At 75.7% G+C, this 23,403-nt stretch carries 25 protein-coding genes and 1 tRNA gene; 19 read left to right on the forward strand and 7 right to left on the reverse strand.

Annotation, left to right across the window (positions count from 1 at the left end; genetic code table 11):
• Nucleotides 1-200 precede the first annotated feature (200 nt).
• Both aztD and Cph01nite_RS15745 read right to left on the reverse strand, forming a co-directional pair.
• Nucleotides 201-1,490: a zinc metallochaperone AztD gene (aztD, locus tag Cph01nite_RS15740; RefSeq protein WP_203675641.1), complete on the reverse strand. Its 1,290-nt coding sequence runs from the start codon at nucleotides 1,488-1,490 to the stop codon at nucleotides 201-203.
• A gap of 110 nt (nucleotides 1,491-1,600) precedes the next feature.
• Nucleotides 1,601-2,200: a GNAT family N-acetyltransferase gene (locus Cph01nite_RS15745; RefSeq protein ID WP_203675642.1), complete on the reverse strand. Its 600-nt coding sequence runs from the start codon at nucleotides 2,198-2,200 to the stop codon at nucleotides 1,601-1,603.
• A gap of 121 nt (nucleotides 2,201-2,321) precedes the next feature.
• Between Cph01nite_RS15745 and Cph01nite_RS15750 the strand changes: the two genes are divergently transcribed.
• The 6 genes from Cph01nite_RS15750 (at nucleotide 2,322) to Cph01nite_RS15775 (ending at nucleotide 7,031) form a co-directional block, all read left to right on the forward strand.
• Nucleotides 2,322-2,395: transfer RNA gene (locus Cph01nite_RS15750), tRNA-Gly, on the forward strand.
• A gap of 228 nt (nucleotides 2,396-2,623) precedes the next feature.
• Nucleotides 2,624-2,866 carry a helix-turn-helix domain-containing protein gene (locus Cph01nite_RS15755; protein ID WP_203675643.1) on the forward strand — a complete coding sequence of 81 codons (243 nt, stop codon included), beginning with the start codon at nucleotides 2,624-2,626 and terminating at the stop codon, nucleotides 2,864-2,866.
• Nucleotides 2,853-3,461, forward strand: coding sequence for a Clp protease N-terminal domain-containing protein (locus Cph01nite_RS15760; protein ID WP_203675644.1), 609 nt, complete (start codon nucleotides 2,853-2,855; stop codon nucleotides 3,459-3,461). The genes Cph01nite_RS15755 and Cph01nite_RS15760 overlap by 14 nt, the downstream gene beginning before the upstream one ends.
• Before the next feature lie 175 nt (nucleotides 3,462-3,636).
• A complete protein-coding gene (locus Cph01nite_RS15765) occupies nucleotides 3,637-5,136 on the forward strand; it encodes a vWA domain-containing protein (RefSeq protein WP_203675645.1) in 1,500 nt (499 codons plus the stop codon).
• Between the two features lie 373 nt (nucleotides 5,137-5,509).
• The gene (locus Cph01nite_RS15770; RefSeq protein WP_203675646.1) at nucleotides 5,510-6,046 is read left to right on the forward strand and encodes a hypothetical protein; all 537 of its coding nucleotides are present in this window, start codon (nucleotides 5,510-5,512) and stop codon (nucleotides 6,044-6,046) included.
• A gap of 424 nt (nucleotides 6,047-6,470) precedes the next feature.
• On the forward strand, nucleotides 6,471-7,031 hold the full coding sequence (locus Cph01nite_RS15775; RefSeq protein WP_203675647.1) for a hypothetical protein: 561 nt from the start codon (nucleotides 6,471-6,473) through the stop codon (nucleotides 7,029-7,031).
• A gap of 3 nt (nucleotides 7,032-7,034) precedes the next feature.
• Here Cph01nite_RS15775 and Cph01nite_RS15780 read toward each other — a convergent pair whose 3' ends face one another.
• On the reverse strand, nucleotides 7,035-8,135 hold the full coding sequence (locus Cph01nite_RS15780; RefSeq protein ID WP_203675648.1) for a CobW family GTP-binding protein: 1,101 nt from the start codon (nucleotides 8,133-8,135) through the stop codon (nucleotides 7,035-7,037).
• Between the two features lie 76 nt (nucleotides 8,136-8,211).
• Here Cph01nite_RS15780 and rpmB point away from each other — a divergent pair, with 76 nt between their 5' ends.
• From rpmB to rpmF, 6 genes are read left to right on the forward strand one after another with little or no spacing between them, the layout of a single operon-like run.
• A complete protein-coding gene (gene rpmB, locus Cph01nite_RS15785) occupies nucleotides 8,212-8,448 on the forward strand; it encodes a 50S ribosomal protein L28 (protein ID WP_203675649.1) in 237 nt (78 codons plus the stop codon).
• Nucleotides 8,448-8,615 carry a 50S ribosomal protein L33 gene (gene rpmG / locus Cph01nite_RS15790; RefSeq protein ID WP_203675650.1) on the forward strand — a complete coding sequence of 56 codons (168 nt, stop codon included), beginning with the start codon at nucleotides 8,448-8,450 and terminating at the stop codon, nucleotides 8,613-8,615. Before rpmB ends, rpmG begins: the two co-directional genes overlap by 1 nt.
• Nucleotide 8,616: 1 nt before the next feature.
• Complete coding sequence (gene rpsN, locus Cph01nite_RS15795) at nucleotides 8,617-8,922, forward strand: 30S ribosomal protein S14 (protein ID WP_203675651.1); 306 nt, start codon at nucleotides 8,617-8,619, stop codon at nucleotides 8,920-8,922.
• Between the two features lie 10 nt (nucleotides 8,923-8,932).
• Nucleotides 8,933-9,202, forward strand: a complete 270-nt coding sequence (locus Cph01nite_RS15800; protein ID WP_203675652.1) for a type B 50S ribosomal protein L31 — start codon at nucleotides 8,933-8,935, stop codon at nucleotides 9,200-9,202.
• Nucleotides 9,199-9,321, forward strand: coding sequence for a type B 50S ribosomal protein L36 (ykgO, locus tag Cph01nite_RS15805; protein ID WP_062101236.1), 123 nt, complete (start codon nucleotides 9,199-9,201; stop codon nucleotides 9,319-9,321). The genes Cph01nite_RS15800 and ykgO overlap by 4 nt, the downstream gene beginning before the upstream one ends.
• A complete protein-coding gene (gene rpmF / locus Cph01nite_RS15810) occupies nucleotides 9,321-9,506 on the forward strand; it encodes a 50S ribosomal protein L32 (protein ID WP_203675653.1) in 186 nt (61 codons plus the stop codon). The genes ykgO and rpmF overlap by 1 nt, the downstream gene beginning before the upstream one ends.
• Here the strand turns inward: rpmF and Cph01nite_RS15815 are convergent.
• Nucleotides 9,472-10,752 (reverse strand): YibE/F family protein, encoded by a 1,281-nt coding sequence (locus Cph01nite_RS15815; RefSeq protein ID WP_239069308.1) that lies wholly within the window; start codon nucleotides 10,750-10,752, stop codon nucleotides 9,472-9,474. The genes rpmF and Cph01nite_RS15815 overlap by 35 nt on opposite strands.
• Nucleotides 10,753-11,084: 332 nt before the next feature.
• Here Cph01nite_RS15815 and Cph01nite_RS15820 point away from each other — a divergent pair, with 332 nt between their 5' ends.
• The 3 genes from Cph01nite_RS15820 (at nucleotide 11,085) to Cph01nite_RS15830 (ending at nucleotide 15,445) form a co-directional block, all read left to right on the forward strand.
• Nucleotides 11,085-11,783, forward strand: coding sequence for a hypothetical protein (locus Cph01nite_RS15820; RefSeq protein ID WP_203675654.1), 699 nt, complete (start codon nucleotides 11,085-11,087; stop codon nucleotides 11,781-11,783).
• Nucleotides 11,784-11,885: 102 nt separating this feature from the next.
• Nucleotides 11,886-14,522: a circularly permuted type 2 ATP-grasp protein gene (locus Cph01nite_RS15825; RefSeq protein WP_203675655.1), complete on the forward strand. Its 2,637-nt coding sequence runs from the start codon at nucleotides 11,886-11,888 to the stop codon at nucleotides 14,520-14,522.
• Nucleotides 14,519-15,445, forward strand: a complete 927-nt coding sequence (locus Cph01nite_RS15830; protein WP_203675656.1) for a transglutaminase family protein — start codon at nucleotides 14,519-14,521, stop codon at nucleotides 15,443-15,445. The genes Cph01nite_RS15825 and Cph01nite_RS15830 overlap by 4 nt, the downstream gene beginning before the upstream one ends.
• A gap of 14 nt (nucleotides 15,446-15,459) precedes the next feature.
• Here Cph01nite_RS15830 and Cph01nite_RS15835 read toward each other — a convergent pair whose 3' ends face one another.
• From Cph01nite_RS15835 to Cph01nite_RS15845, 3 genes are all read right to left on the reverse strand, one after another.
• Nucleotides 15,460-16,365, reverse strand: coding sequence for a hypothetical protein (locus Cph01nite_RS15835; protein ID WP_203675657.1), 906 nt, complete (start codon nucleotides 16,363-16,365; stop codon nucleotides 15,460-15,462).
• Nucleotides 16,366-16,498: 133 nt separating this feature from the next.
• Nucleotides 16,499-17,071: a DinB family protein gene (locus tag Cph01nite_RS15840; protein WP_203675658.1), complete on the reverse strand. Its 573-nt coding sequence runs from the start codon at nucleotides 17,069-17,071 to the stop codon at nucleotides 16,499-16,501.
• A 415-nt stretch (nucleotides 17,072-17,486) separates the two neighbouring features.
• The gene (locus tag Cph01nite_RS15845) at nucleotides 17,487-18,809 is read right to left on the reverse strand and encodes a GAF domain-containing protein (RefSeq protein WP_203675659.1); all 1,323 of its coding nucleotides are present in this window, start codon (nucleotides 18,807-18,809) and stop codon (nucleotides 17,487-17,489) included.
• A 149-nt stretch (nucleotides 18,810-18,958) separates the two neighbouring features.
• On the opposite strand from Cph01nite_RS15845, the gene Cph01nite_RS15850 reads away from it, so the two are divergent.
• The 4 genes from Cph01nite_RS15850 to Cph01nite_RS15865 all read left to right on the forward strand — a co-directional run bounded on the left by Cph01nite_RS15850 (nucleotide 18,959) and on the right by Cph01nite_RS15865 (nucleotide 23,369).
• Nucleotides 18,959-19,564 carry a TetR/AcrR family transcriptional regulator gene (locus Cph01nite_RS15850; RefSeq protein WP_203675660.1) on the forward strand — a complete coding sequence of 202 codons (606 nt, stop codon included), beginning with the start codon at nucleotides 18,959-18,961 and terminating at the stop codon, nucleotides 19,562-19,564.
• A gap of 191 nt (nucleotides 19,565-19,755) precedes the next feature.
• Nucleotides 19,756-20,823, forward strand: coding sequence for a class I SAM-dependent methyltransferase (locus Cph01nite_RS15855; protein ID WP_239069309.1), 1,068 nt, complete (start codon nucleotides 19,756-19,758; stop codon nucleotides 20,821-20,823).
• A gap of 132 nt (nucleotides 20,824-20,955) precedes the next feature.
• Nucleotides 20,956-22,053: a lytic polysaccharide monooxygenase gene (locus Cph01nite_RS15860; protein WP_203675661.1), complete on the forward strand. Its 1,098-nt coding sequence runs from the start codon at nucleotides 20,956-20,958 to the stop codon at nucleotides 22,051-22,053.
• A 230-nt stretch (nucleotides 22,054-22,283) separates the two neighbouring features.
• Entirely contained in the window at nucleotides 22,284-23,369 is a 1,086-nt protein-coding gene (locus Cph01nite_RS15865) for a lytic polysaccharide monooxygenase (protein WP_203675662.1), read from the forward strand.
• Nucleotides 23,370-23,403 lie beyond the last annotated feature (34 nt).

The raw sequence follows: 23,403 nt of genomic DNA on the forward strand, positions 1-23,403 counted from the left end.
GCAGTCGTGAGAGAGCAATCCAGCCGCGTCGGTGCCGCGGCTGGATTGCTCTCTCACGCCCTGGTGGGGGTGGAGGTGCGCTGGATTGCGCTCTCACGCCCTGGTGGGGGTGGGGGTGGGCTGGATTGCTCTCTCACGCCCTGATGGGGGAGCCCTGGGGGGAGTCCTGGGGAGAGAGCGATTCAGCCTGTCTGGTGGTGTCAGTGGTCGTGGGCGCCCTCGGCGGCCTCGCCGGTGGCGATGGCCATCTCGTCCGGGGTGACGTCGAGCGTCGCGGTGCGGAAGACCTCACCGGTGAGGATGTCGACGGCGTGGATGCTGCGGGTGGCGGGGTCCGTCACGTAGGCGGTCCCGGCGTGGACCTTGACCGCCGGGCGGGCCTCCTGCCACTCCTCGGGCTCCTCCCAGGCGTCGATGACGGGCATCGAGCGCAGCAGGGTCCCGGACTCGGGGTCGATGACGTGCAGCGCGCCGTCCGTGCCCAGCACGAGCGCCTCGCCGTCGTCGCCGCGGGCCAGGGAGCGGAAGGTGTACGCGGCGGGCAGGTCGACCAGGCGCAGCGTGGCGGTGCGGGTGTCGACGAGCGACACGCGCGTGGGGCGCTCGAGGTCGGCGTCCGGGTCGGACTTGTAGTCGCCGAGGACGACCGGCGAGTCCTCGCTGCCCGCCTGGTTGCCGATGCGGCCGTAGGCGTCCGGGCTCGGGACCTTGGTGAACGCGCCGTCGCGGTAGAGCACGACGCCGTCCTGGCAGCCGATCGCCACGACGTCGTCGGCGGCGACGGACTCGCCGTGCACGCCGGGGCAGGCGTCGGTGGCGGCGGTCTCGGTGTCGTCGGCGTCGAGCGCGCGGACGCCGGTGCGGGCGTCCTCGGTGCCCTCGGACACCACGAGCGTGCCGTCGTGCAGCTCGACGGCGACACCGTGGTGCGCCGACGGGGTCGTGTACGTGCGGGCGTCGTCGGACGGGCCGTCGCCGACGTGCGCCGCGTCGACCACGGTGATCTCACCCGTGCCGTCGTCGAACAGGGCCGTGCGGCCGTCGTGGACCACGACGTGCCCGGGCTTCTCGGCGGGGTAGGTCACGTCGGTGAGCAGCGGGTCGACGGTGAAGTAGTGCGCGTGGTCGCCGTGCGCCTCGCCCCACGTGCCGGCGTCGAGCAGCTGGAAGCCGCCGGCCGTCGAGAGCAGGACGTGGCGGCCGTCGCCGGCGGGGTTGACGCGCAGGTACCCGTCGGCGGGCAGGTCGGCGACGACCTCGAGCGTGTCCGCGTCGAGGACCTGGACCCCGCCGTCGTAGGTGACGGCGATGCGGGCGACGGCGGTGGCGCGCTCCAGCGCGGCGGCGGTGGTCGGCTCGGGGGTCGGGGTGGCGGTGGCGTCACCGGTGCCGGGGGAGCCGGCGCAGGCGGCGAGCACCGCGGTCGTCAGTGCGAGTGCGAGGGCGGGCGTGGCCCGGCGGAGACGTGCGGGTGCGGTGGCAGAGCTCATGGTGTGGCGGGCGTGGTCGCCCGGTCCTCTCGGGGTCGTCCAGGTGGGGCGACGGGAACGTAACAGTACTGAGAGGCGATATCAATAAGGTGTGGTGCGGTGCGCACCCCTCACCGCAGGTCGAGGACCATGCGGTGCCCCCAGTCGTACGTGCGCTCGTGCCGGAAGCCCAGGTGCTCGTAGAACGCGATCGCACGGGTGTTGCGCCCGTCGACGCCCAGGTGCACGCCCGGCACCCCGCGTGCCCGCAGTGCGTCCGCGAGCGTCTCGATCAGCCGGCGGCCCCACCCCTGCCCCTGCAGCCGCGGCAGCAGGTCGACGTGCAGGTGCGCCGGGGCGTCCGGGAGGGTGGGGGACGGGTCCAGGGCGTGGATCCGCGCGCGCAGCACGTGGTCCGCGGTGCCGTCGCCCGGGTCGTCGTGGCGCGGGTAGCGGCCGCGCAGCACCGGCCACCACGCGCGCCGGCACCACGCGTCGAACGCCACGGTGTCGGCCGTCGCCACCACGTACCCCCCGACGCCCTGCTCGTCGACGACCACGAACGACAGCCCCGGGTCTGCGGTCGGGTACGGCCCGCAGTACACGTGCCCCAGGAGCTCGGGGTCGCGGTACAGCGCGGTCGCGTCCTCGCCCGCGGCGCCCGTCAGCAGGCACACGCGGTACATGCCGGGCAGGTCGGAGGGGTGGAACGGGCGCAGCGACGCGGTCACCCGCCCGACCCTGCCACCCCCAGGGCGTCGCGACCAGATCCCGGACGGACGCGCGGCCGGGTTGGAGGACCACGCGGGGTACCGGGTAGGATCGTGGCCGCAACGTCCGTCAGGGCGTCGCGCGGGTGTAGTTCAGTGGTAGAACTTCAGCTTCCCAAGCTGATAGCGCGAGTTCGATTCTCGTCACCCGCTCCAGCAGGTCCGCAGGTCAGGACCTCGCAGCAGGCCGGCCGTGCCCGGCCACCGCGTGCAGGCCCCTCGCGCCGCCGCTTCCCACCGCAGGTCCCCTCCGCGTCGTGCGCGCGGGGCCTCGTCGACGTGCACCGCTCGACGACGCCCCGGCACCGCCCCCCCAGCACCCTGCGACCAGGTCGGTGTCAGACTGGGTTGACATCCTCGGGGTGTCAGACCAGGCTGACACCCATGGACCTCCGGCAGGTGGAAGCGGCAGCGGCGACGGGCGACCCCCGGGAGGGGTTGCGGACGGTCCTGGCGCTGCACCGGCTGGCGGACCGGCTGGAGGACCTCCATGTCGCGCGGGCCCGGGAGCAGGGGATGTCCTGGGCGGAGATCGCCGTGGAGCTCCAGGTGACCCGCCAGACGGTCCACAAGAAGCACAGCAGCCCGCGCGGACCCCGGAGATGGAGCAACCATGCTGATCTATGACGACACGTTCGTCGCGGCCATGACGGCGACGACGCAGGAGGCCACCGCCCTGGGAGCGCGCGCCTACGGGTCCGAGCACCTGCTGCTGGGGCTGCTGCGCGCCGACGACCACCTGACGCAGCAGGTCGTGCGCGCCTGCCCCGGCCTCACGGTGCCGGCCGTCCGCGACGCCGTGCGCGGTGCGGTGGACGACGCCCCGCACCTGGCGCGGCTGGGCCTCGCCGCGGACGACCCCGCTGTCACCGCACCCGCTGCCGGGCAGGGCGGGAGGCTGCGCGTCAAGCACACGCCCGAGCTGCAGTCGGCGTCGAACCAGGCCTCGGTGAAGTGGGCGCACCTGCGCCGCGCCCACGCGCTGCCGAAGGAGCGCACGGCGAGCAGTGCGGTGCTGTGGCTGGCGGTGCTCGAGCCCTCGGCCCGCGCGCCGCGACTGCTCGAGGCGATGGGGATCGACCCGGACGGGGTGCGCGCCGCGGTCCTGTCCGCCCTCGTGCCGGCCGGCGCCGGGGTGGTGACGTGGCCGACCGAGGCGCCCGTCGGTCCGGTGATGCGCCTCGTCCACGCGCTGTTCGAGCGGACGAACATCGCCCGCTGACGCCGCCACCCCACCCCCCCCGAACGGCGTAACCGCAGGTCACGGTCCGGATACGCGGAGGCGCTCCCGGACACGGAAGGCCATCGGTCCGGTCACGAGGCGGCAACTCCCGCCACCGACGCCCCCACCGACCCCTAGCGTCGCCCGCATCATCCCGACCACCGATGGGGGCGTCATGAGGACCGACCGGAGCAGGACGACGGGGCTGGCGGCAGCGGCGCTGATCGCCGCCGTGACGCTGGGCGGGTGCTCGGCAGGCGACGGCTGGGCGGACTCCGTCGGCGACGTCCAGCCCGCGCCGCAGGGGTACGACGAGCCCTACCCGGAGCTGTACCCGGAGCTCTCGCGGACCGCCGTGCGGTCGGGCATGACCGACCCGGCGCAGGACGCGCTGTCGACGTTCGCGCTCGACATCGACACCGGCTCGTACACGCGGTTCCGCGACTCCGTCACCCGCGGCATGTCGATCGACCCGCGCGAGGTCCGCACCGAGGAGTTCGTCAACTACTTCGAGCAGGACTACCCCACCCCCGAGGACGGCCTCGGCGTGAGCATCGACGCCACCGCGCTGCCGTTCCGCCCCGCCCACCGCCTCGTCCGCGTCGGCATCGCCAGCGCGCCGAGCTCCGGTGTCTCCCGGAGCGACGCCGACCTGTCCCTCGTCGTCGACTGCTCGGGGTCGATGGGCGAGGCGGGCAAGATGGAGACGACCAAGGCGGCGCTGCGCACCCTGGTCGCGTCCCTGCGGCCCTCCGACCGCGTGGCGATGGTCTGCTACTCCACCGAGGCCCAGGTGGTGCTCGAGCCGACCCCGGTGTCCGAGAGCGCCGGCATCCTCGCGGCCGTCGACCGGCTCGCTCCCCAGGCCTCGACGAACGCCGCGGCCGGGCTCGCCCTCGGCTACGACGTGGCGATGTCGATGCGCACCGAGGGCCGCATGACCCGGGTCGTGCTCATCAGCGACGGGGTGGCGAACGTCGGCGAGACCGACCCGGATGGGATCCTGTCGCGGATCAGCACCGAGGCGAAGACGGGGATCAATCTCATCTCGGTCGGCGTCGGCATCACGACGTACGACGACCACCTGCTCGAGCAGCTGGCCGACCAGGGCGACGGGTGGCACGTCTACATCGACACCGCGGCCGAGGCCGAGCGCGTGTTCGCGACGGGGCTGACCGGCTCTCTCGTCGTGGCTGCCCGGGACGCCAAGGCGCAGGTCACGTTCGACCCCGCCCAGGTGTCCGGCTACCGGCTCCTGGGCTACGAGAACCGCGCGGTCGCGGACGAGGACTTCCGCAACGACGCCGTCGACGGTGGTGAGGTCTTCGCCGGGCACGCCACCACCGCGCTGTACGAGGTGGCGCTGCGCGAGGGCGCCTCGAGCGAGCCGTTCGTCACGGCGACGGTCCGCTACCTCGACGACGCGGGACGGCCCGTGGAGCGCTCGGGGGCGCTGGCGGGCCCCGACTGCGCGGACTCGCCCCGCGAGGCCTCGCCCCGGCTGCGGCAGGACCTCGTCGTCGCGCTGCTGACCGACCGCCTGGTGGGCGGGCCGTGGTCCGAGCTCATCAGCGCGGCCGACCTGCGCGCCGAGTCCCGGACCCTGCCGGCGGTGCTCGACGGCGACCCGGACGTCGCCCAGCTCGTCGACCTCGTCGACCGGGCGACCACCTGAGCGCACCTGCGCGAAACCTGCCGGTCGGATGATCGAAAGAATCGTCCCACCATTCGGATGCTGGTGTGAAGATCCTGTGACGGCGGGACCTTCGGTCCGTCACCCGCGCGGCGCACGGCGACGTGTTCCAGCGGGTGGCGCATCCGTGTCCCCCCAGGTGGGAGGGCCGGGCCGGGTGAGACCGACGCCCGCGGGACGCCGCGGGCGTCGATGCTACGTTGGCCGCGGCCCAGGGGAGGACGACGTCGCAAGGTGTCGCGCCCCCCGCACCGCCGCACCGGGTCGTGGTCGCGTCGCACGTCGTGCGTCGCCCGGTGCGCGGCAGTCGCGTGCGGGGCCGGCCGCGTCCGGGGCGCCGACCCGAGGAGCACCCGTGACCCGCACGACCCCCACCCGCCGCCGCACCCTGGTCGCCGTGGCCGCCGCGGCGGCCGCCCTGCTCGCCGCCGCCGGCTGCACGTCGACCGCCAGCGCCGGGGGCAGCACCGAGCCCGCCGAGATCGCCACGTACGCCGGGGGCCAGACCAGCTTCGGTGAGTCGTTCACCTACGCGAACGGCCTCGTGATCGAGGTCAAGAAGCCGGTCCCGTTCGTCCCGACCGCGCAGGCCGAGGGTCTCGAGGCGGCCGACGGCCAGCCCGTGAAGGTCCGCATCAGCATCATCAACGGCTCCAGCGTGGAGTACGTCCCGGACACCCTGGGCGTGACGATCGTGTCCGGCGGGAAGCAGGCCGAGCAGATCATCGACCCGGGCTCGCGCATCGAGCTGACCGGGCCGTCCCGCGCGCTCGGCCGGTCCGGCGTCGTCGCGTTCGACCTCGCGTTCGTCGTCGAGGACCCCGAGGACCTCACGCTGTCGCTGGTGCCCTCGCTCGGCGGCTACGACCCGATGGTCCTGACGACCTCCTGACGACCTCTCGACGACCTCTCGACGCCACCCGGCCGCGCCGCAGTCCCGCACGGCCGGGTTCGTCATGTCGTGCGCGGGACGGCGCCGAGCAGCGGCATCTCACATGCCGGGCACTGTGTGAATTCGCGGTAACGGCACCGCGCGGTCGCGGTCACCCGCGCGGCCCAGCGACGGGTCCCGGGCCGCCCGGTCGCGGCGGTGTCGTCGCAGGTCAGAAGCGTGCGGACCGCCCGCCGGCGACCGTACCGGCCGGTAGCGGCGCGCTGCTACGTTGGCGCCGCCCCCTGGAGGCGCGCACCGCCCCGATGCGCACCCCGCACCGCCGCACCGGGTCGTGACACGCCGCGCGCCGCGCGCGTGGCCGGTGCGCAGGTCCGGCACCGGTGCGTGATCACGCCCGGTGCACCGATCTGGAGGAGCCCGCGTGGCCACCACGTCCCCCGCCCTCGTCGCCGCACCGACCGCCCGTCGCCCCCGGCGCGTCGTCGCCCTGGCCGTGGGCGCCGCCGCCGCGCTCGTCGCGGCCGCGGGCTGCGCGTCCGCCGCGGGCGCCGAGGGCAACGAGCCCACCGCCGTCATGACCTACGAGGGCGCGCAGACGTCGTTCGGCAAGCCGTTCAAGTACGGCAACGGCCTGTTCCTGCAGATCAAGGAGCCGGTCGCGTTCACGCCCACGTCGCAGGCCGAGGGGGTGGACGAGGTCGAGGGGCAGCCCGTGCGGATCCGGATCACCGTCACCAACGGGACCCGTGGGCAGTACACGGCGCACACGTTCAGCGCGACCGTGGAGTCGGGTGGCGTCCCCGCCACGCAGATCATCGACCCGGGCTCGCAGATCGACCTCACCGGCCCGAGCACCGAGCTCGGCCCGGCGAACGTCGTGACCTTCGACCTGGCGTACGTCGTGGCCGACCCGCGCGACATCACGATGACGGTCGTCCCCGCGCTCGGCGGCTACGACCCCCTCGTGCTCACCACGCGCTGACGCTCAGGCGCTGGTGCGCTCGCCGAGCCACGGCTCGAGCACGTCCGGGCGTCCCAGCCACGGGGCGTAGCCGCGCCGCTCCTCGGCCTCGCTGAGGACCAGCTCGGCGAACGCCGCGCGCATGTCGGCCGCCTCCCCGCCCGTCCCGGTCACGACGATCCGGGTGTCCGGGGTCCGGCGTCCCCACGGCCCGGCCGCGCCGATGCTCAGCTGGCCCCCGGCGCCGTCCCACACGCACAGCGTGTCGGGGCGGCTCGGCACGTGGAACCGCCCGCGGCTGCGCACCGCCGGGCTGCCGAGGCGCTGGATGTCGTGCAGCAGCCGCTCGGGGTGGAACGGGCGGGTGCTCCACAGGTCGAGGGTCCACACGCCGTGCGCGGTGGGGGCGCCGGTGACCGGGGCCACGTGCGCCGGGTCGAGCCGACGCTCGCCCGTCGCGGGGTGGTGCTCGTGCATGACGAGGTCGACGACGCCCGCGCGGTGCCGGCCGTCGACCCGACGCCCGTCGCCCGCGCGCACGTGGTCGAGCAGGTCGGAGGCGACGGGGTCGCGGCCGGGGTCGCCCGCCACCAGGACGACGTCGGCGTGCGCGACCTGCGCGGCGAGCGCCTCGCCCACCGACCGGCGGTCGTCCTCGGTGAGGGCCAGGCCGCGCTCGTCGAGCAGGTCGTCACCGAGCAGGTCGTGCGTGAAGGTGCTCAGGTCGACGGTGGCGACGGTGTCGGCCAGGCGCAGGCCGGCCAGCGGCTCGCCGGGGCGCATCGCCCAGGCGAGCGAGCGGACGACCGGCAGGGACTCGGCGCTGACGGGCAGCGCGAGGACGACGGTGTCCCAGCGCGGGTCGGCACCGAGGCGGCGCAGCGTGGGCAGGGCGTCCTCGCGGACGGCGCACGAGAGGCACGCGTGCTCCAGGGGGAGGACCTCGTCCTCGACGACGCCGCCCGCGGCGGCCACGACGCGCCGCAGCGACCCGCCGTCCTCGTCGTCGTGGATGTCGTGGCGGACCGCGACGGTGCGCGGGGAGTCCACGAGCAGGCCGAGCAGCGTCGCCTCGCGCTCGACGGGGTCGACGGACGACAGGACGACGACGGGGGTGCGGACCACGGTGGTGCCTCCGGCTGGGTGCGAACGGTTCTCGACAGTTGACGAGAACCATAATCAATAACTAGCCTGTCACGCCATGAGCAACCACTGCCAGGTCCTGGGGAAGGTGCCGACCTTCGGGCGCACCGTGTCCCACTCGGGCCGCCGCACCTCCCGGAGGTTCGTGCCGAACATCCAGCGCCGCCGGTACTGGGTGCCCTCGCTGGGCCGCCACGTGCGCCTGCGGGTCTCGACCGACGGCATCAAGGTGATCGACCGGCGCGGCATCGACGTCGTCGTCGCGGACCTCCTGCGCCGCGGGGAGAAGGTCTGATGGCCAAGCGCATGGACCTGCGCCCCGTGATCAAGCTGCGCTCCACCGGCGGCACCGGGTTCACGTACGTCACCCGCAAGAACCGCCGCAACACCCCCGACCGACTGGTCCTGCGCAAGTTCGACCCCGTCCTGCGCCGCCACGTCGACTTCCGCGAGGAGCGCTGAGATGGCCAAGAAGTCCAAGATCGCGCGCGACGCCCAGCGCCGCGAGGTCGTCGCCCGGTATGCCGAGCGCCGTGCCGAGCTGCGCGCCGCGTCCGTGAACCCGCACCTCACGGAGGCCGAGCGGGTCGCGGCCCGCACCGAGCTGCAGGCCCAGCCGCGCGACGCCAGCGCCGTCCGCCTGCGCAACCGCGACCTCGCCGACGGCCGCCCGCGCGGCCACCTGCGCCGGTTCGGCCTGTCGCGCGTGCGGTTCCGTCAGATGGCGCTGCGCGGCGAGCTGCCCGGCGTCACCAAGTCGAGCTGGTGAGGAGTCACCCGTGAAGCAGGGCATCCACCCCGACTACCACCCCGTCGTGTTCCGTGACGCGTCGGCCGGGTTCGCGTTCCTCACGCGGTCCACCGCCACGTCCGCCACGACGGTCGAGTGGGAGGACGGGCGCACGTACCCCGTGATCGACGTCGAGATCTCGAGCGCCAGCCACCCGTTCTGGACCGGCAACGCGCGCGTCATGGACACCGCGGGCCGCGTCGAGAAGTTCAACCGCCGCTACGGCCGCCCCGCCGGCGGCACGGAGGAGGGCTCGTGAAGGTCCGTGCGTCGCTCGCGTCGCTCAAGAAGAAGGACGGGTCGATCGTCGTGCGCCGTCGCGGCAAGACCTACGTCATCAACAAGAAGAACCCGCGGTGGAAGGGGAGGCAGGGCTGATGGCCGTCCCCAAGCGCAAGATGTCCCGTTCGCGCACCCGGTCCCGCCGCGCGCAGTGGGGGGCGACGGCGACGCCGCTGACGCGCGTGCGTGTCGGCGACCGCGACGTCGTCGTGCCGCCGCGCCTCGTGCCGGCGCTGCGGCGCGGCCTCATCGACCCGCAGGCGCTGCCACCGGCTCCGTGAGGTCCACCTCCGGTGCGACGGCGCTGAGCCGCACGAACGTCGCGGCCAGCGCCGTCGTCACCGGGATCGCCAGCACCAGGCCGATCGAGCCGACGAGGGTGCGGACCACCTCCTCGGCGATCTCCCCGCTGGTCAGCAGCCCCAGCAGGTCGCGGTCGGACAGGCTGACCAGCAGCACCAGCGGCAGGGCCGCGCCCACGTACGCGAACACGATCGTGTAGACGGTCGAGGCGATGTGGTCGCGGCCGATGCGCATGCCCTGCGAGAACAGCGACCGCCACGAGCGCCCCGGGCTCGCCGCGTGCAGCTCCCACACCGCGGACGCCTGCGTGATCGTCACGTCGTTGAGCACCCCCAGGCCCGCCAGGACCATGCCGCACACCAGCACCGAGCGCAGGCGCACGTCGGGGGCCACCGACATCAGGTCCAGCGCGTACTCCCCCGAGAGCCCGGTCAGGTGCGCCGCCCCGCCCGCCCAGGCGGCGATCCCCGCGGTCGCGACCAGGCCGACGAGCGTGCCCGCGAGGGCCGTCGACGTGCGCACCGAGACGCCGTGCGCGAGGTACAGGACCGCGAACATGATGACGACGCTGGTCACGAGCGCGACGGGCACGGCGGGCCGGCCCTGCAGCAGCGCCGGCAGCGTGAACGCCCCCACGACGCCGAGCCCGACCGCCATGCCGACGAGGGCCGCGAGGCCGCGCCAGCGGGCGACGAGGACGACGAGCAGCACGAACACCGCGGTGAGCAGCGCCATCGGCGGGCCGCGGACGAAGTCGACGAAGACGTGCTGCGTGGTCATCGCGTCGGGGTCGGCGGTGGGGTCGAAGGCGATGGCGGCCACCTCGAGCCGCGCGGCGCGCACGACGTCGCCCGGGTCCAGCTCGGGCACGTACTCCGCGGGCACGTGCAGGCCGACCTGCTCGCCGTCGGGCAGCCGCACCGTCGCCTGGTCCGCGTCGGCCGGGCCCGGGTGCACCTCGACGACCTCCGCGCGGACGTAGGTCACGCCGGGCCCGTCGGTGGCGAACTGCGGGGGGCGGGCGTCCGCGTCCGGCCAGAGCCACCAGGCGCCCAGCGCGGTGAGCAGCGCCGTGGGCACGAGCACGGCGGCCAGGAGCGCGCGGGCACGCCGGGCGGACGCGCGGGGCAGCGCGACGGCGCCGTGCGCGTGAGTGTGCCTGGCCGTGTCCGCCGAGGTGGGGGCGTCGGTGGCGGGCGGGGTCGTGGGGTGGTCGTCCGGCACCGCCCCAGCCTCACCCGCCCGGGCGCGCGGACGGAGCCGCCACGCCGCGGGACGGGTCGCCGCACGTCGGGCCCGCGACAGCAGTCACACCACCCGGTCACCCGGTGAGAGCCTGATGTGAGTCCGTCGCGGGCAATCGTTTAGGTCGCCGGGAACGGACAAACCGGACGCTACCTTCTGGGCCGTCGGCGACGCACGCGGAGCGTCCCGACCCCCTCCGCACGCCGGACCGCGCAGCCCTGCCCGCGCACGCCCCGGACGGAGGGTCCGTCATGGCAGGGCGCCGGTCCGACCGGGCCCCTGCCGGCCGCCGAGCCCAGGGAGAACCACGCGTGACCACCGACCGGCCCGACGCCCGCCCCACGTACCCCCGCACCATCGACTCCGTCCCCACCCCCCGCTCCGGCGTCCCCACCGCCGGCTTCGGCATCTCGGCGCTGTCCGCCCGCGCGGCCGACGTCCCTGCCGCGGACGAGCCCGAGCGGCGCAGCCGCGCCGTGACGATCACGGCCGCGCTGCTCGCGGTCGTCGCGGTCGTCGCCGCGGTCGTCGTCTTCCGCATCATGGTGCCGACGACCCCGAGCGCAGCAGCCGAGGACAGCGGCGCGGCGCGCGCCGCGACGCAGACGCGCGAGCAGCCCGGCAGCGTCGTCGGCTACGGCCAGTCGCACACGTACGGCAACGGCCTGGAGGTCGCCGCCAACACGCCGCAGCGGTACGAGCCGAGCGAGAACGCCACCGGCACCGACCAGGGGGTGCCAGTCAAGCTCCTGGTCGTCGTGACCAACCGCACCGACACCGCCTTCCGCCCCAACACCCTGCAGGCGCGCGCGACGTCCGGCGGCCAGGAGGCCGTCGCGGTGTGGGACCCCGACCAGGGCATCGCCCTGACCGGGCCGGACATGAGCATCCCCGTCGGCGCCACGATCCACTTCCACCTCGCGTTCGCCGTCGCCGACCCGGCGGACCTGCAGCTCGAGATCACGCCCGCGCTGTACGGGTACGGCGCCATGGTCGTGCAGGGTCCCTGACCGCGCCGGCGCCCGCCCCGGGTGCCGCCGACGGCCCGCACCCGGGGGCGACACCCGCCCCCGGGTGCGTCGCGCGGTCCGGCGGTGCGTCAGACTGCCGGGATGACCGACCTGCTCTCGTCGCCGCGCCCGCTGGGCGACGGCACGATCGCGCACCGGCCGGACTGGACCTGGCTGCCGCCCGCCGCCGCCCCCACCGAGGCCGACCTCGCCCGCGCCGCGACCCAGGCCGAGCAGCTGCTGGCGGGCCACGGCGTCACCTACGGCGCGGAGGCGGCCGACGGCGACCAGCAGTGGCGCCTCGACCCCCTGCCCGTCGTCGTCGACGAGCCCGAGTGGGCGCGCCTGGAGGCGGCCCTCGTGCAGCGCGCCGAGCTGCTCGACGCGGTCCTGCACGACCTCTACGGTCCGCGCCGCCTGCTCGACGACCGCGTCCTGCCGCCCACGGCCGTCCTCGCGCACCCCGGGTTCCTGCGGGCCGTCGACGGGCTGCGGCTGCCCGGCGGCCGCGAGCTGGTGCTCACCGCGACGGACCTCGTGCGCGACGCGGCGGGCGACTGGTGCGTCGTCGCGGACCGCACGCAGGCCCCGTCGGGCGCCGGGTACGCCATGGAGGACCGGCGCGTCACCGCGCAGGTCCTCGCCCCCGTCTACCGGCAGGCGTCGATCGCCCGCCTCGGCCCGTTCTTCCACGCCCTGCGCAAGGCCCTGCGCGAGGTCGCGCCCCTCACGGCCGGCGACGACCCGCGCGCCGTCCTGCTGTCGCCCGGCCCTGCGAGCGAGACCGCGTTCGACCAGGCGTACCTCGCCTCGATGCTCGGGCTGCCGCTCGTCGAGGGCAGCGACCTCGTCGTGCGTGCCGGGCGGCTCTACCTGCAGGGCATCGACGGGCTCGAGCCGGTCGACGTCGTCCTGCGGCGCGTCGACGGCGAGTGGTGCGACCCCCTCGACCTGCGGGCCGGGTCCCGGCTCGGGGTGCCCGGGCTCGTGCACGCCGTGCGGCAGGGGTCCGTGAGCGTCGTCAACCCCCTGGGCACGTCCGTGCTGGAGAACCCCGCGCTGCTCGGCTACCTGCCGCGGCTCGCGCGGGCGGTCCTCGACCAGGACCTCACCCTGGCCTCGGCACCCACCTGGTGGTGCGGGGAGGAGCGGTCCCTGCGGCACGTGCTGGCCCGCCTCGACCGGCTCGTCCTCAAGCCCGTCGTGCACGGGCCGCGCACCACGACCGTCCTCGGCTGGCTGCTCAGCAGCGCCGAGCGCGAGCAGCTCGCCGCGCGGATCGCCGCCGAGCCGTGGCGGTGGGTGGGGCAGGAGCTCGTCGGCCCCAGCGTCGAGCACGCGGCCGCCGACGCGCTCGCGGGCGTCGGCACCGACCGGCCCGGTGCGGCCGGCGTCGGGCCGGCGGACCTCGGGCCGCGCGCCGCGGTCATGCGCACGTTCGCGGTCGCGCACGCCGGGACGTACACGGTGATGGCCGGCGGGCTCGCGCGCGTCGCCGACGACCACGTCGTGTCGTCGTCGGCCGCCGGCGCGCACGCCAAGGACGTGTGGGTGCTGACGTCCCAGCCCACGCCGTCGGCCCCCGCGCAGCGCGAGGGCGACGTCGCGGGCGTCGCCCGCACCGCCGCCTACGGCATCTCGCCGCGCGCCGCCGAGAACCTGTACTGGATGGGCCGGTACGCCGAGCGCGCCGAGGACGGGGTGCGCGTGCTGCGCGCCGTCGCGGACCGCTGGGACGACTACCACCGCACCCCCGGCACGGCGGGCGGCCAGGCGCTCGCGGTGCTGCTGCAGACGCTGACGCCCGCGGCGCTGCCCGACGGCGGCGAGGCCGTGGCCGTCCCGTCGGAGCCCGAGCACATCGGACCACGGGTCCCCGCGCTGCGGGACCTGCTGCTCGACCACCGCACCCCCGGGTCGGTCGCACGGGCCGTGCGCCGGCTCGCCGCCGCCGCCGCGACCGTGCGGGACCAGCTGTCGACCGACACGTTCGGACCGCTCGCGCGCATCGAGCGCACCCTGCGCGACGAGCGCGCACGGGTCCGCGGGCGCCAGCAGCGCGGGCAGAGCCCGGCCGCCCCGGTGCCGCCGGGCTCCGTCACCGCGGGGCTGCGGCCCACCCTCGACGGGGTCCTGGAGAGCCTGCTGGCGATCTCGGGCATCGCCGCCGAGGGGCTGACCCGTGACGTCGGCTGGCACCTGCTCGACGCGGGACGGCGGCTCGAGCGCGCGCAGCGGCTGGTCGCCGTGCTGCGGGCGACCCTGGTCGACCACCGGCCGTCCGACGTCGAGGACCTCGTGCTGGAGTCCGTCCTGCTGGCCACGGAGTCGGCCATCACCTACCGGCGGCGCCACCAGTCCCGGACCGACGTGGCCGGCGTCCTGGACCTGCTCGTCCACGACCGCACCAACCCCCGCTCGCTCGCGTTCGCGCTCGACCGGCTGCTCGCCGACCTCGAGCAGGTGCCGGCGCCGCGCTCGGCCGCGCAGCGCGACCACCTGCTGCACGGCGTCGCGGACCTCGTCGCCGAGCTCGACACCGTGGTCGTCGGCAACGAGGTCTCCGACGACGGGCGGCGCGTGCGCCTCGCCGACGCGCTGGAGTCCATGCTGTGGCGGCTGCGCGAGGCGTCGGACGAGATCGAGCGCGTGCACTTCACGCGGCCCGCACCCAGCCGGGCCCTGGACGACCTGTGGGGCTCGACGTACGGCGAGCCCGCCGACGGAGGTGCCCGGTGAGCGTCCGCGCGTACGACCTGGTGCACCGCACCACCTACGAGTACGCCCAGCCCGTCACGGACTCCTACGGCCGCACGACCCTGACGCCGCGCGACCTGCCGGACCAGCGCCTGCTCGCGACGTCCCTGACGATCGACCCGGAGCCGGCCGACACGGGCCGGCACGTCGACTGGTTCGGCAACACGACGACCTACTTCGGCGTGACCCGGCCGCACACGCGGCTGGTCGTCACCGCGCGCTCGACCCTCGAGGTCAGCCGCACGGTCCCGCCCCGTGACCAGCTGCCCGACGTCGGGTGGCGCGCCCTGGCCCGGGGCGTCGTCGCGGGGGACCTGGGCGTCCTGCACACCGACGCCGCGGGGGTCGTCGCGCTGCGGGAGGCCGTGCTGCCGTCCGCGCACGTCACGTTCGTCGACGAGGTCCGGGACTGGGCGGCGCCGTCGTTCGCCGACGAGGCCCCGCTCGCCGACGTCGTCACCGACCTCCTGCACCGCATCCGCGCGGAGCTGACGTACCGGTCCGGGTCGACGACGGTCCACACCACGCAGGCGCAGCTGCTCGCGCAGGGCGCCGGTGTGTGCCAGGACTTCGCGCACCTGATGATCGCGGCGCTGCGGCTGCACGGCGTGCCCGCGCGGTACGCGTCGGGGTACATCGAGACCCGTCCGCGCCCCGGGCGCCCCAAGCTGCGCGGCGCCGACGCGTCGCACGCGTGGGTGTCGGTGTGGCTGCCCGGGCACGGCTGGCTCGACGCGGACCCGACCAACGACCAGCTCGTCGACGACCGCTACGTCGTGCTCGGCTGGGGCCGGGACTACCACGACGTGCCGCCGCTGCGCGGGGTCATCTTCACCGAGGGCGGGGGCGCGACGCCGCGCGTGGAGGTCGACCTGGTGCCGACGGGCTCCGAGCCGTTCGCCTGAGGGGGCGTGGGGCGTCAGCGCGGGCGCGCCCGGTCGTCGACCTCCTCGTGCCCGACGACGAACCCTCCCGCGTCGACGATGGTCCCCCCGACCGTGCGCCACAGGGACGCGACGACGCGCGCGATGCTCGGGGTGACCCGCTGCCGCGCGATGACGTGCAGCTGCGAGGGGTGCGGGACCTCCAGCTCGAGGGGGTCGGGCGGTCGCCACGTCACGTGGTAGCCCCACGGGCCGTGCTCGCGCCAGTCGAGCGTCGACAGCACGACCGGGACCTCCCGGGACCGGGCGCACCGGACCTCGACCTCGCCGTCGTACTCGTAGGTCGCCACGAGCGTGAAGGCCTGCGACCGGCCGGACACCGGTGCCGGCACGGCCAACCTGCTGCCGGACAGCGCGGGGCGCACCAGCGGCAGCGCGTCGTCCGGGCTCAGCGGCACCGCGGACCACAGGGTGAGGTCGACGGCGGCGCCGGGGTCGGGCACGACGACGCGGTCGCGCGCCGCGGGCAGGATGCCCCCACCCGTGCGGCGGGCCACGGCGGTGGCCCAGCCGGTCACGAGCTCGGGCGTGAGCGTCGCCCCGGCGACGGGTGCCGCGGGCAGGCCGTACAGGTCGCTGTCTCGCGCGGGGAGCCCGAGCGCGCGCGCGTCGGCCGCGTCGAGGGGCCACGGCCCGACGACCTCCACGGCGCCGTCGAGGCTCAGCGCGCCCGTGGGATCGGGTGGTGCGACCGCGATCCCACGGAACCGGGCGCCGGTCATGGGCCGGGCCGACGCGGTCTGCGCCGCCGTCGCCGGCTCGCGCGACCAGGCCGCCTGCGGGAACCAGGCGCGGGCCAGGGGGACGAGCGAGGTTCCGCGCGGGACGGCGAGCACGTGGCTGCCGTCGAGGTCGGGGGGAACCGCCGTCGGTCCGGTCATGGCGGGAACGTACACAGTCATTGCTGCGCTCGTGTTTCGCAGCCGGACACCGGTCCGGCCCCGACCGGCGCGTCGTGCCGGGCGCGCCGGACCCGCCCGTGCGTGCCGTCCGAGGGGTGGACGGCACGAGCCGTCAGGCGCGCACGTCGTGCAGGTGGTGGACCACGTCGTGCAGGAAGTACTGGCCGAGCGTGCGCACGGTGAACAGCGAGCCGTTGCTGCGCCGCCCGGTGCGCTCCCACTGCGCGCCCGCCACGGCGTCGAACCGGAGCGCGGTCGCCTCGGCGGACGCCGACAGCTCGTCCGCGACGACGCCCGGGTCCTGCAGGTCGTACCGGTCCTCCTGGGCCGTCGCGTCCTGGTCCCAGTTGGCGAACAGGGGGTCGTCCTGCTCGAGCATGAGCCGCACGCGCTCGTCGAAGACGCGCATGACGTCCCGCACGTGCGCGCCGTACTCCAGCGGCGACCAGACGTCCGGCGCGGGGCGCTCGCGGGCGTCCTCGCGGTGCAGCGCCGCGACCCACCGCGGGACGAGGTCGCGCACGGTGCCGCCGATGCCCTGCGGGTCGACGTCGGAGGCGGCGAACCCGCACTCGGGGCAGCGGGCCTCGAGGACCCACGTCCAGTCCTTCGCGTCCGGGGCGATGGCCGGGGGCCGTTCGGCGGGAGTGTCGGCGGGCGTGGCGGCGGGGTGGTCGGTGTCCACGGCGCCACGGTAGCGGGCGTCGCCCGCGTCGGGAACGGGGGGCCGTCGCGGGCCCGGTGGGGTTGCGTGCCGGCCCGGGGCGGAGGTGAGGGTCGGGCGACGCGCCCCCTCCCGCGCGCCGCCCGACCGGGCACCTGGACGACCTGCCCCGCGAGGGGCGCGTCGTCGTCGCCACCGGTCCTGACGGTAGACCTCGGACCGTTGCACGACCGTTGCACGACGAGATCCGTCACCGGCGTCCCCCGCCGGGGGGCCGACCGTGCGCTCCCGCCGGTCAGCGGCGTGTCACGGCACGACGGGACCCGTCGACGAAGAAACGTTTCGGGAAGGGTTTCGCAACTGCAACACGCCCGGGTGACGACGGAATCCGTCGGGTGCCGCCGGGCGGCGCTGCGGCGTGCGCCGCGCCGCGGGTTCAGCGCAGGTGGCGGTCGAGCTGCGCGAGCCGGGTGTGGGCCCGCAGGTGGGCCGCGGAGCCGATCGGGGCGACCTCGGCGAGGGTCTGCCACGCCTGCCAGTCGTCGGCGCCCTCCTCGCTGGCGGTCCAGCGCGCCACCAGCTCCGGGTCGCCGGAGGCGAGGGCCGCGGCCCGGATCTCGTCCTGCACGGTCGCGCGCACCCGGGCGATGCCGGGCGCGGACGAACGCGGCAGCACGGAGCCGGCGTACGCACTGAGCGCACGGGCGACGTCGCCCACGGCGAGCGCACCCCGCACGGCGTCGACGTCGGTCTCCAGCGGCGCGGTGAGGCGGTAGGGGCGGGACTCCGAGAGCAGCGGGCCGACGAGCCGGCGCAGCCGCGAGATCTCGGCGCGGACCGTGACCTCGGACAGCTCGGACTCCGACAGGAGCACCGCGAGCTCGTCGCCGCGCAGCCCGCCCGGGTGCTCGGCGAGCAGGAGCAGGATCTCGGCGTGGCGGCAGGTCAGGCGCCGCCGGCCGGTCGGGGTGTGCAGGGTCCCGCCGTGCGCGCCGAGCACGGACAGGCGGGCGCTGGGCGCGGCGCCCGCGCTCGCGGTGATGGTCGCCTCGATGGCGGCGACGGTGGCGCGGACCAGGGCCAGCGCCATCCAGGACGCGGCGTCGTCGCGCCCGGTCACGTCCAGGACGCCCAGGAGGCGGCCGTGCGGGTCGTGGACCGGTACGGCCGCGCAGTTCCAGGGGTGGACGACGCGGGCCCAGTGCTCGGTGCCGACCACCTGCAGGGGGCGCCGTGTCGCCAGCGCCGTGCCGAGCGCGTTGGTGCCGACGGCGTCCTCGCGCCAGGCGGCACCCTCGACGAACCCGACGGCGTCGAGCGGACGGCGCAGGTCCTGGTCCCCGTCGACCCACAGCAGGCGGCCCGCCTCGTCGCTGAGCGCGGCGACCCACCCGGCGCCGGGCTCGACGAGCAGGCGGCGCACGATGGGCACGGCACCGGACAGGGGGTGCGAGCTGCGCAGCTCCGCCAGGTCGGACCCGCCGATGTCGACGGGCGGCGTGGGCAGCTCGGGGTCGACGCCGACGCGTCGGCTGCGCCGCCACGAGTCCGCCACGACGGGCCGGACCTGGCGGCCCGGGTCCCCTCCCGAGACGACGAAGCGCTCGTGCGCGGCGCGCACGGCCGCGGTCGGCCGCGCGTCCGGCTCGTCGGCGTGCCAGTCCCCGGGTCGGCTCGCCGGGATGGGGCCCGGCACGGTGCCGACGCGCGCGAGGGCCCGCGGGGACCCGTCCTGCGCGGGCTGGGCGTGTCGGCTCATGCGTTCGGGCTTCCGTCGGGCGGGTGGTGCAGGTGGCGCTCAGGCATTGTAGGCGAAAGCGACGAACCACCGTGAGGAATGTCACAGTTTCAACCGAATACTTCCTGCCCCCGGCAGAACTTGCTGACACCCTGTGCGATCATGTCAGCATGCCGAAGATCATCGGGGCGTCGCTGCACGAGCACCGCGAGCAGACCCGCCGCCGTCTGTTCGACGCCCTGTCCACGCTCATGAGCGAGCGCGGGTTCGACGCCATCACCCTGGCCGACATCGCGGCCGCGGCCGGGGTCGGCCGCACCGCGGTCTACAACCACTTCACCGACAAGGAGTCGCTGCTCCTCGGGTTCATCACGCACGAGACCGAGCAGTACGCGGCAGGGCTGCAGGCCTCGCTCGACGACATCGACGACCCGGTGGAGCAGCTGCGCGCCTACGTCCGCGCGCAGGCCTCGCTGACCCGCGTCTACCACGTCGCCCCCGGCCCCGAGCTGCGGTCGGTCCTCTCCCGCGGCGCCCAGCAGCGCGTCCGCGAGCACGTCGTCGTCGTCGAGCAGATCCTGCGCCGCATCCTCGACGCGGGCATCGCCTCCGGGGCGTTCCCCGAGCAGGACCCCGCCACCACCGTGCCCCTGGTGAACGCCTGCCTCACCGGCCGCGGCCTGCCCGACGCAGGCCCGGACCGTGAGCGCGCGATCGAGCAGACCGAGACGTTCGTGCTGCGCGCGGTCGGCGCGCGCGTGCCGGTGGCGGTCTGAGCGCGCAGGGCGCCGGCCGGGCGGGCCCGTCCCGCGGTGGCCGCGCCGGGCGGCCCGCGTCCGGAGCCCGCCACGGGGACAGGCAGCCCGGCCGTCGTGCCCCCTCGCCCCGGGGCGGGGACCGGCGTGCGGCACCGGCGCGTGCCGCGACCACGTCCGTCGAGCTCACGTACCTGCCCGGCCTGCGCGACGTGCTCGTCGACGAGGTCGCGGCCACCCTGCCCGCGGTCCGGGGCGTGCGGGACGTGCCCGGCCGTGACGACGCGGTCGCCCTGGCGCTGCCGGGCCCGCTCGCCGAGGTCGCGGCGCTGCGCACGGCGGTCGCCGCCTGGGTCGTCGTGCACCTCGACGTGCCCCGGCCCAAGTCCTTCGCGAGTCCCGAGCACCTGCGCCGCATCGTCGACGCGGTGTACGCCTCGCTGCGGGTCGCCGGCTCCTCGACCTTCCGCTTCGAGGCCGCCGGTGCGGACTCGGCGGTGTTCGCGCGGCTCGCCGGCCTGCTGCACGAGGCGACGGGCCTGCAGCACGACCCGGACGCGGGCGACCTGGTGGTGCGGGTGCGCCGCGGCGCGCGCCGCGACGCGACCCCCGGAGCCCGCGGCGGGCGGGCCGCCGCCCGGGAGGTCGACCCGGGGTGGGACGTGCTGGTGCGGGTCGGGCCGCGCCCGCTGTCCGCACGCACCTGGCGCGTCGCGGACTTCCCCGGCGCGGCCAACGCGACGATCGCCGCGGCCGTCGCGCGTCTCGCCGGTCTGCGGCCACAGGACCGCGTGCTGAACCTCATGGCCGGGTCCGGCACGCTGCTCGTCGAGCGACTGCTCGCCGCGCCCGCGGCGGCCGGCGTCGGGGTCGACCTCGACGCCGCGGCGCTCGACGCCGCGCGTGCCAACCTCGAGGCCGCCCGGCTGCTCGCCCGGCCGCCGCGGCCCGTCCTGGTGCGTGCCGACGCGACCGACGCGGACGCCCTGCGCGCGGCCGTCACGGAGCCGCTCGGCGGTGCCGCGGACGTCGTGCTCGCGGACCCGCCGTGGGGCACCCTGCACGGGTCGCACGCCGACGCGCCCCGCCTGCACGCCGGCCTGCTGCGCGCAGCCCACGCCGTGAGCGCCCCGGGCGCGCGCCTGGTGGTGCTCACCCACGAGGTGAAGGTGATGGAGCGGGTGGTGCGGGACGCCGCGGACCTGTGGGTGCCGCGCTCCGCCACGCGTGTGTTCGCCAAGGGCCACCACCCGCGCATCCACGTCCTCGACCGCCGCTGAGACGCCGTGCGCCCGCCACCGGCGGACGCATCCGGGCTGGTGGCGTGCGTCGAAACGCTTCAGTGCCTTGGCCGTCCCGGCGCGGCAGGTGACCGTGGGTGCCCGCCTCCCACCGACCCCCCGGAGAGTCGTATGCACCCCGCACGTCCATCCGCCCGCCGCGGGCTGCGCGCCGCGGCGCTCGCCCTCACCGTCCCCCTGGCGCTCGCGGCGTCGGCGCTCGTCGCCACCCCTGCCGCCGCGCACGGCTCGGTCACCGACCCGCCCACCCGCAACTACGGCTGCTGGGAGCGCTGGGGCGACGACTTCCAGAACCGCCAGATGGCCACGCTCGACCCCATGTGCTGGCAGGCCTGGCAGGCCGACCCGAGCGCGATGTGGAACTGGAACGGGCTCTACCACGAGGGCATCGGCGGCCGGCACGAGGAGCGCATCCCCGACGGCCAGCTGTGCTCCGGCGGCCGCACCGAGGGCGGGCGCTACGACGCCCTCGACACGCCCGGCCCCTGGACGATGACGACCGTCCCGCAGCGGTTCACGCTCACGCTGACCGACCAGGCCAAGCACGGCGCCGACTACCTGCGCGTCTACGTGACCAAGCCCGGCTTCGACCCGACGACCACGTCCCCCGCGTGGTCGGACATGCAGCTGCTCAAGGTCACCGGCGCGTACCCCACGACGGGGCTCTACCAGACCGACGTCGACCTGACGGGCCGGTCGGGCCGCGCGATCCTCTACACGATCTGGCAGGCCAGCCACGCCGACCAGCCGTACTACCTGTGCTCGGACATCAACATCGGGGGCACGGCGGCCACGCCGACGCCCACGCCGTCGGTGACGCCCACGCCGACCCCCTCGGCGACGCCGACGCCCGGCGTCACGCCGACGCCCACGCCGACCCCCTCCGCGACACCGACCCCGAGCCCGACGCCGACCCCCACGCCGGCACCCGGGACCGGTGCGTGCACCGCGACCGTGACGCCCGTGAGCACGTGGGGCGGCGGCTGGCAGGGGGAGGTCGTCGTCACGGCGGGCTCGTCCGGCCTGACCGGGTGGGCGGTGACGCTGACCGGAGCGACCGTCACGCAGGCGTGGAACGGCTCGGTCAGCGGCTCGGTGCTGACGAACGCCGCGTGGAACGGCACGCTCGCGGCGGGCGCGAGCACCACGGCCGGGTTCCTCGGCTCGGGGACGCCCGGTGCGCTGACCGCCACGTGCGCCCCGGCCTGATCCGGCGGTGACCCGCCCGGACGCTCCTGGTCGCCTGACCAGGAGCGTCCGGGCCCGGCGCGTCCCGGGACCGTGGTCCCGCTGAAACGGTTAGCACCCTCGCCTGCCGCCCGTCGAGGCCGCACGGTGGTCGAGCCCTCGCGGCGCCCTGTCGTCCACGGATCGCATCGATGCGATCGGTCGGACGAGCGCGGACGGGGTCCGTCAGTCACCGACACCAGGAGACACCTATGTCCATCCGTACCCGGAGCAGGTTCGGCCGCCTCGGCCGCCTCGCCCTGGCACTGCCTCTGGCGCTCGTGGCCACCGGCCTCGTCGCCACCACCGCGTCCGCCCACGGGTCGGTCACCAACCCGGCGTCACGCAACTTCAGCTGCTACGACCGGTGGGGTGCCGACCACCTCAACCCGGCCATGGCGCAGCAGGACCCCATGTGCTGGCAGGCCTTCCAGGCCAACCCCAACACGATGTGGAACTGGAACGGCCTCTACCGGGAGAACGTCGGCGGCCGTCACGAGGCCGTGATCCCCAGCGGCCAGCTGTGCTCCGGCGGCCGCACGCAGAACGGCCTCTACGCGTCGCTCGACACCCCCGGCCCGTGGACGATGACGACGGTGCCGAACAACTTCCGCCTGACGCTCACCGACGGTGCGCGGCACGGTGCGGACTACATGCGCATCTACGTGAGCAAGGCCGGCTTCGACCCGACCACCTCGGCCCTCGGGTGGGGTGACCTCGACCTGATCAAGGAGACGGGCCGCTACGGCACGACCGGTCTGTACGAGACGGACATCAGCATCCCGGGCCGCTCCGGCCGCGCCGTGCTGTTCACGATCTGGCAGGCCAGCCACCTCGACCAGCCGTACTACATCTGCTCCGACATCAACATCAACGGCACGGCGACCACCCCGGCGCCGAACCCGACGACGCCGGCCCCCCAGCCGACGACGCCGGCTCCGCAGCCGACGACCCCGGCGCCCCAGCCCACGACGCCGGCCCCCCAGCCGACGACGCCCGCGCCGACCACCCCGGCCCCCCAGCCGGGTGGCTGCACCGCCACGGTGACCGCCGCGAGCACGTGGGGCGGCGGCTGGCAGGGTGAGGTCCGCGTGACCGCCGGCTCCAGCGCGATCAACGGCTGGAAGGTCACCGTCGGTGGCGCGACCATCACGCAGGCCTGGAACAGCTCGCACAGCGGGGCCGTCCTGACGAACGCCGCCTGGAACGGCTCCCTCGGTGCCGGTGCCAGCACGACGGCCGGGTTCATCGCCTCGGGCGCCCCGGGTGCGCTGACGGCCACCTGCGCGCCGGCCTGACGCACGGCCGCCCGCCGGTGCACGTACCGGCGGG

Source organism: Cellulomonas phragmiteti, assembly GCF_016862775.1.
Taxonomy (GTDB): domain Bacteria; phylum Actinomycetota; class Actinomycetes; order Actinomycetales; family Cellulomonadaceae; genus Cellulomonas; species Cellulomonas phragmiteti.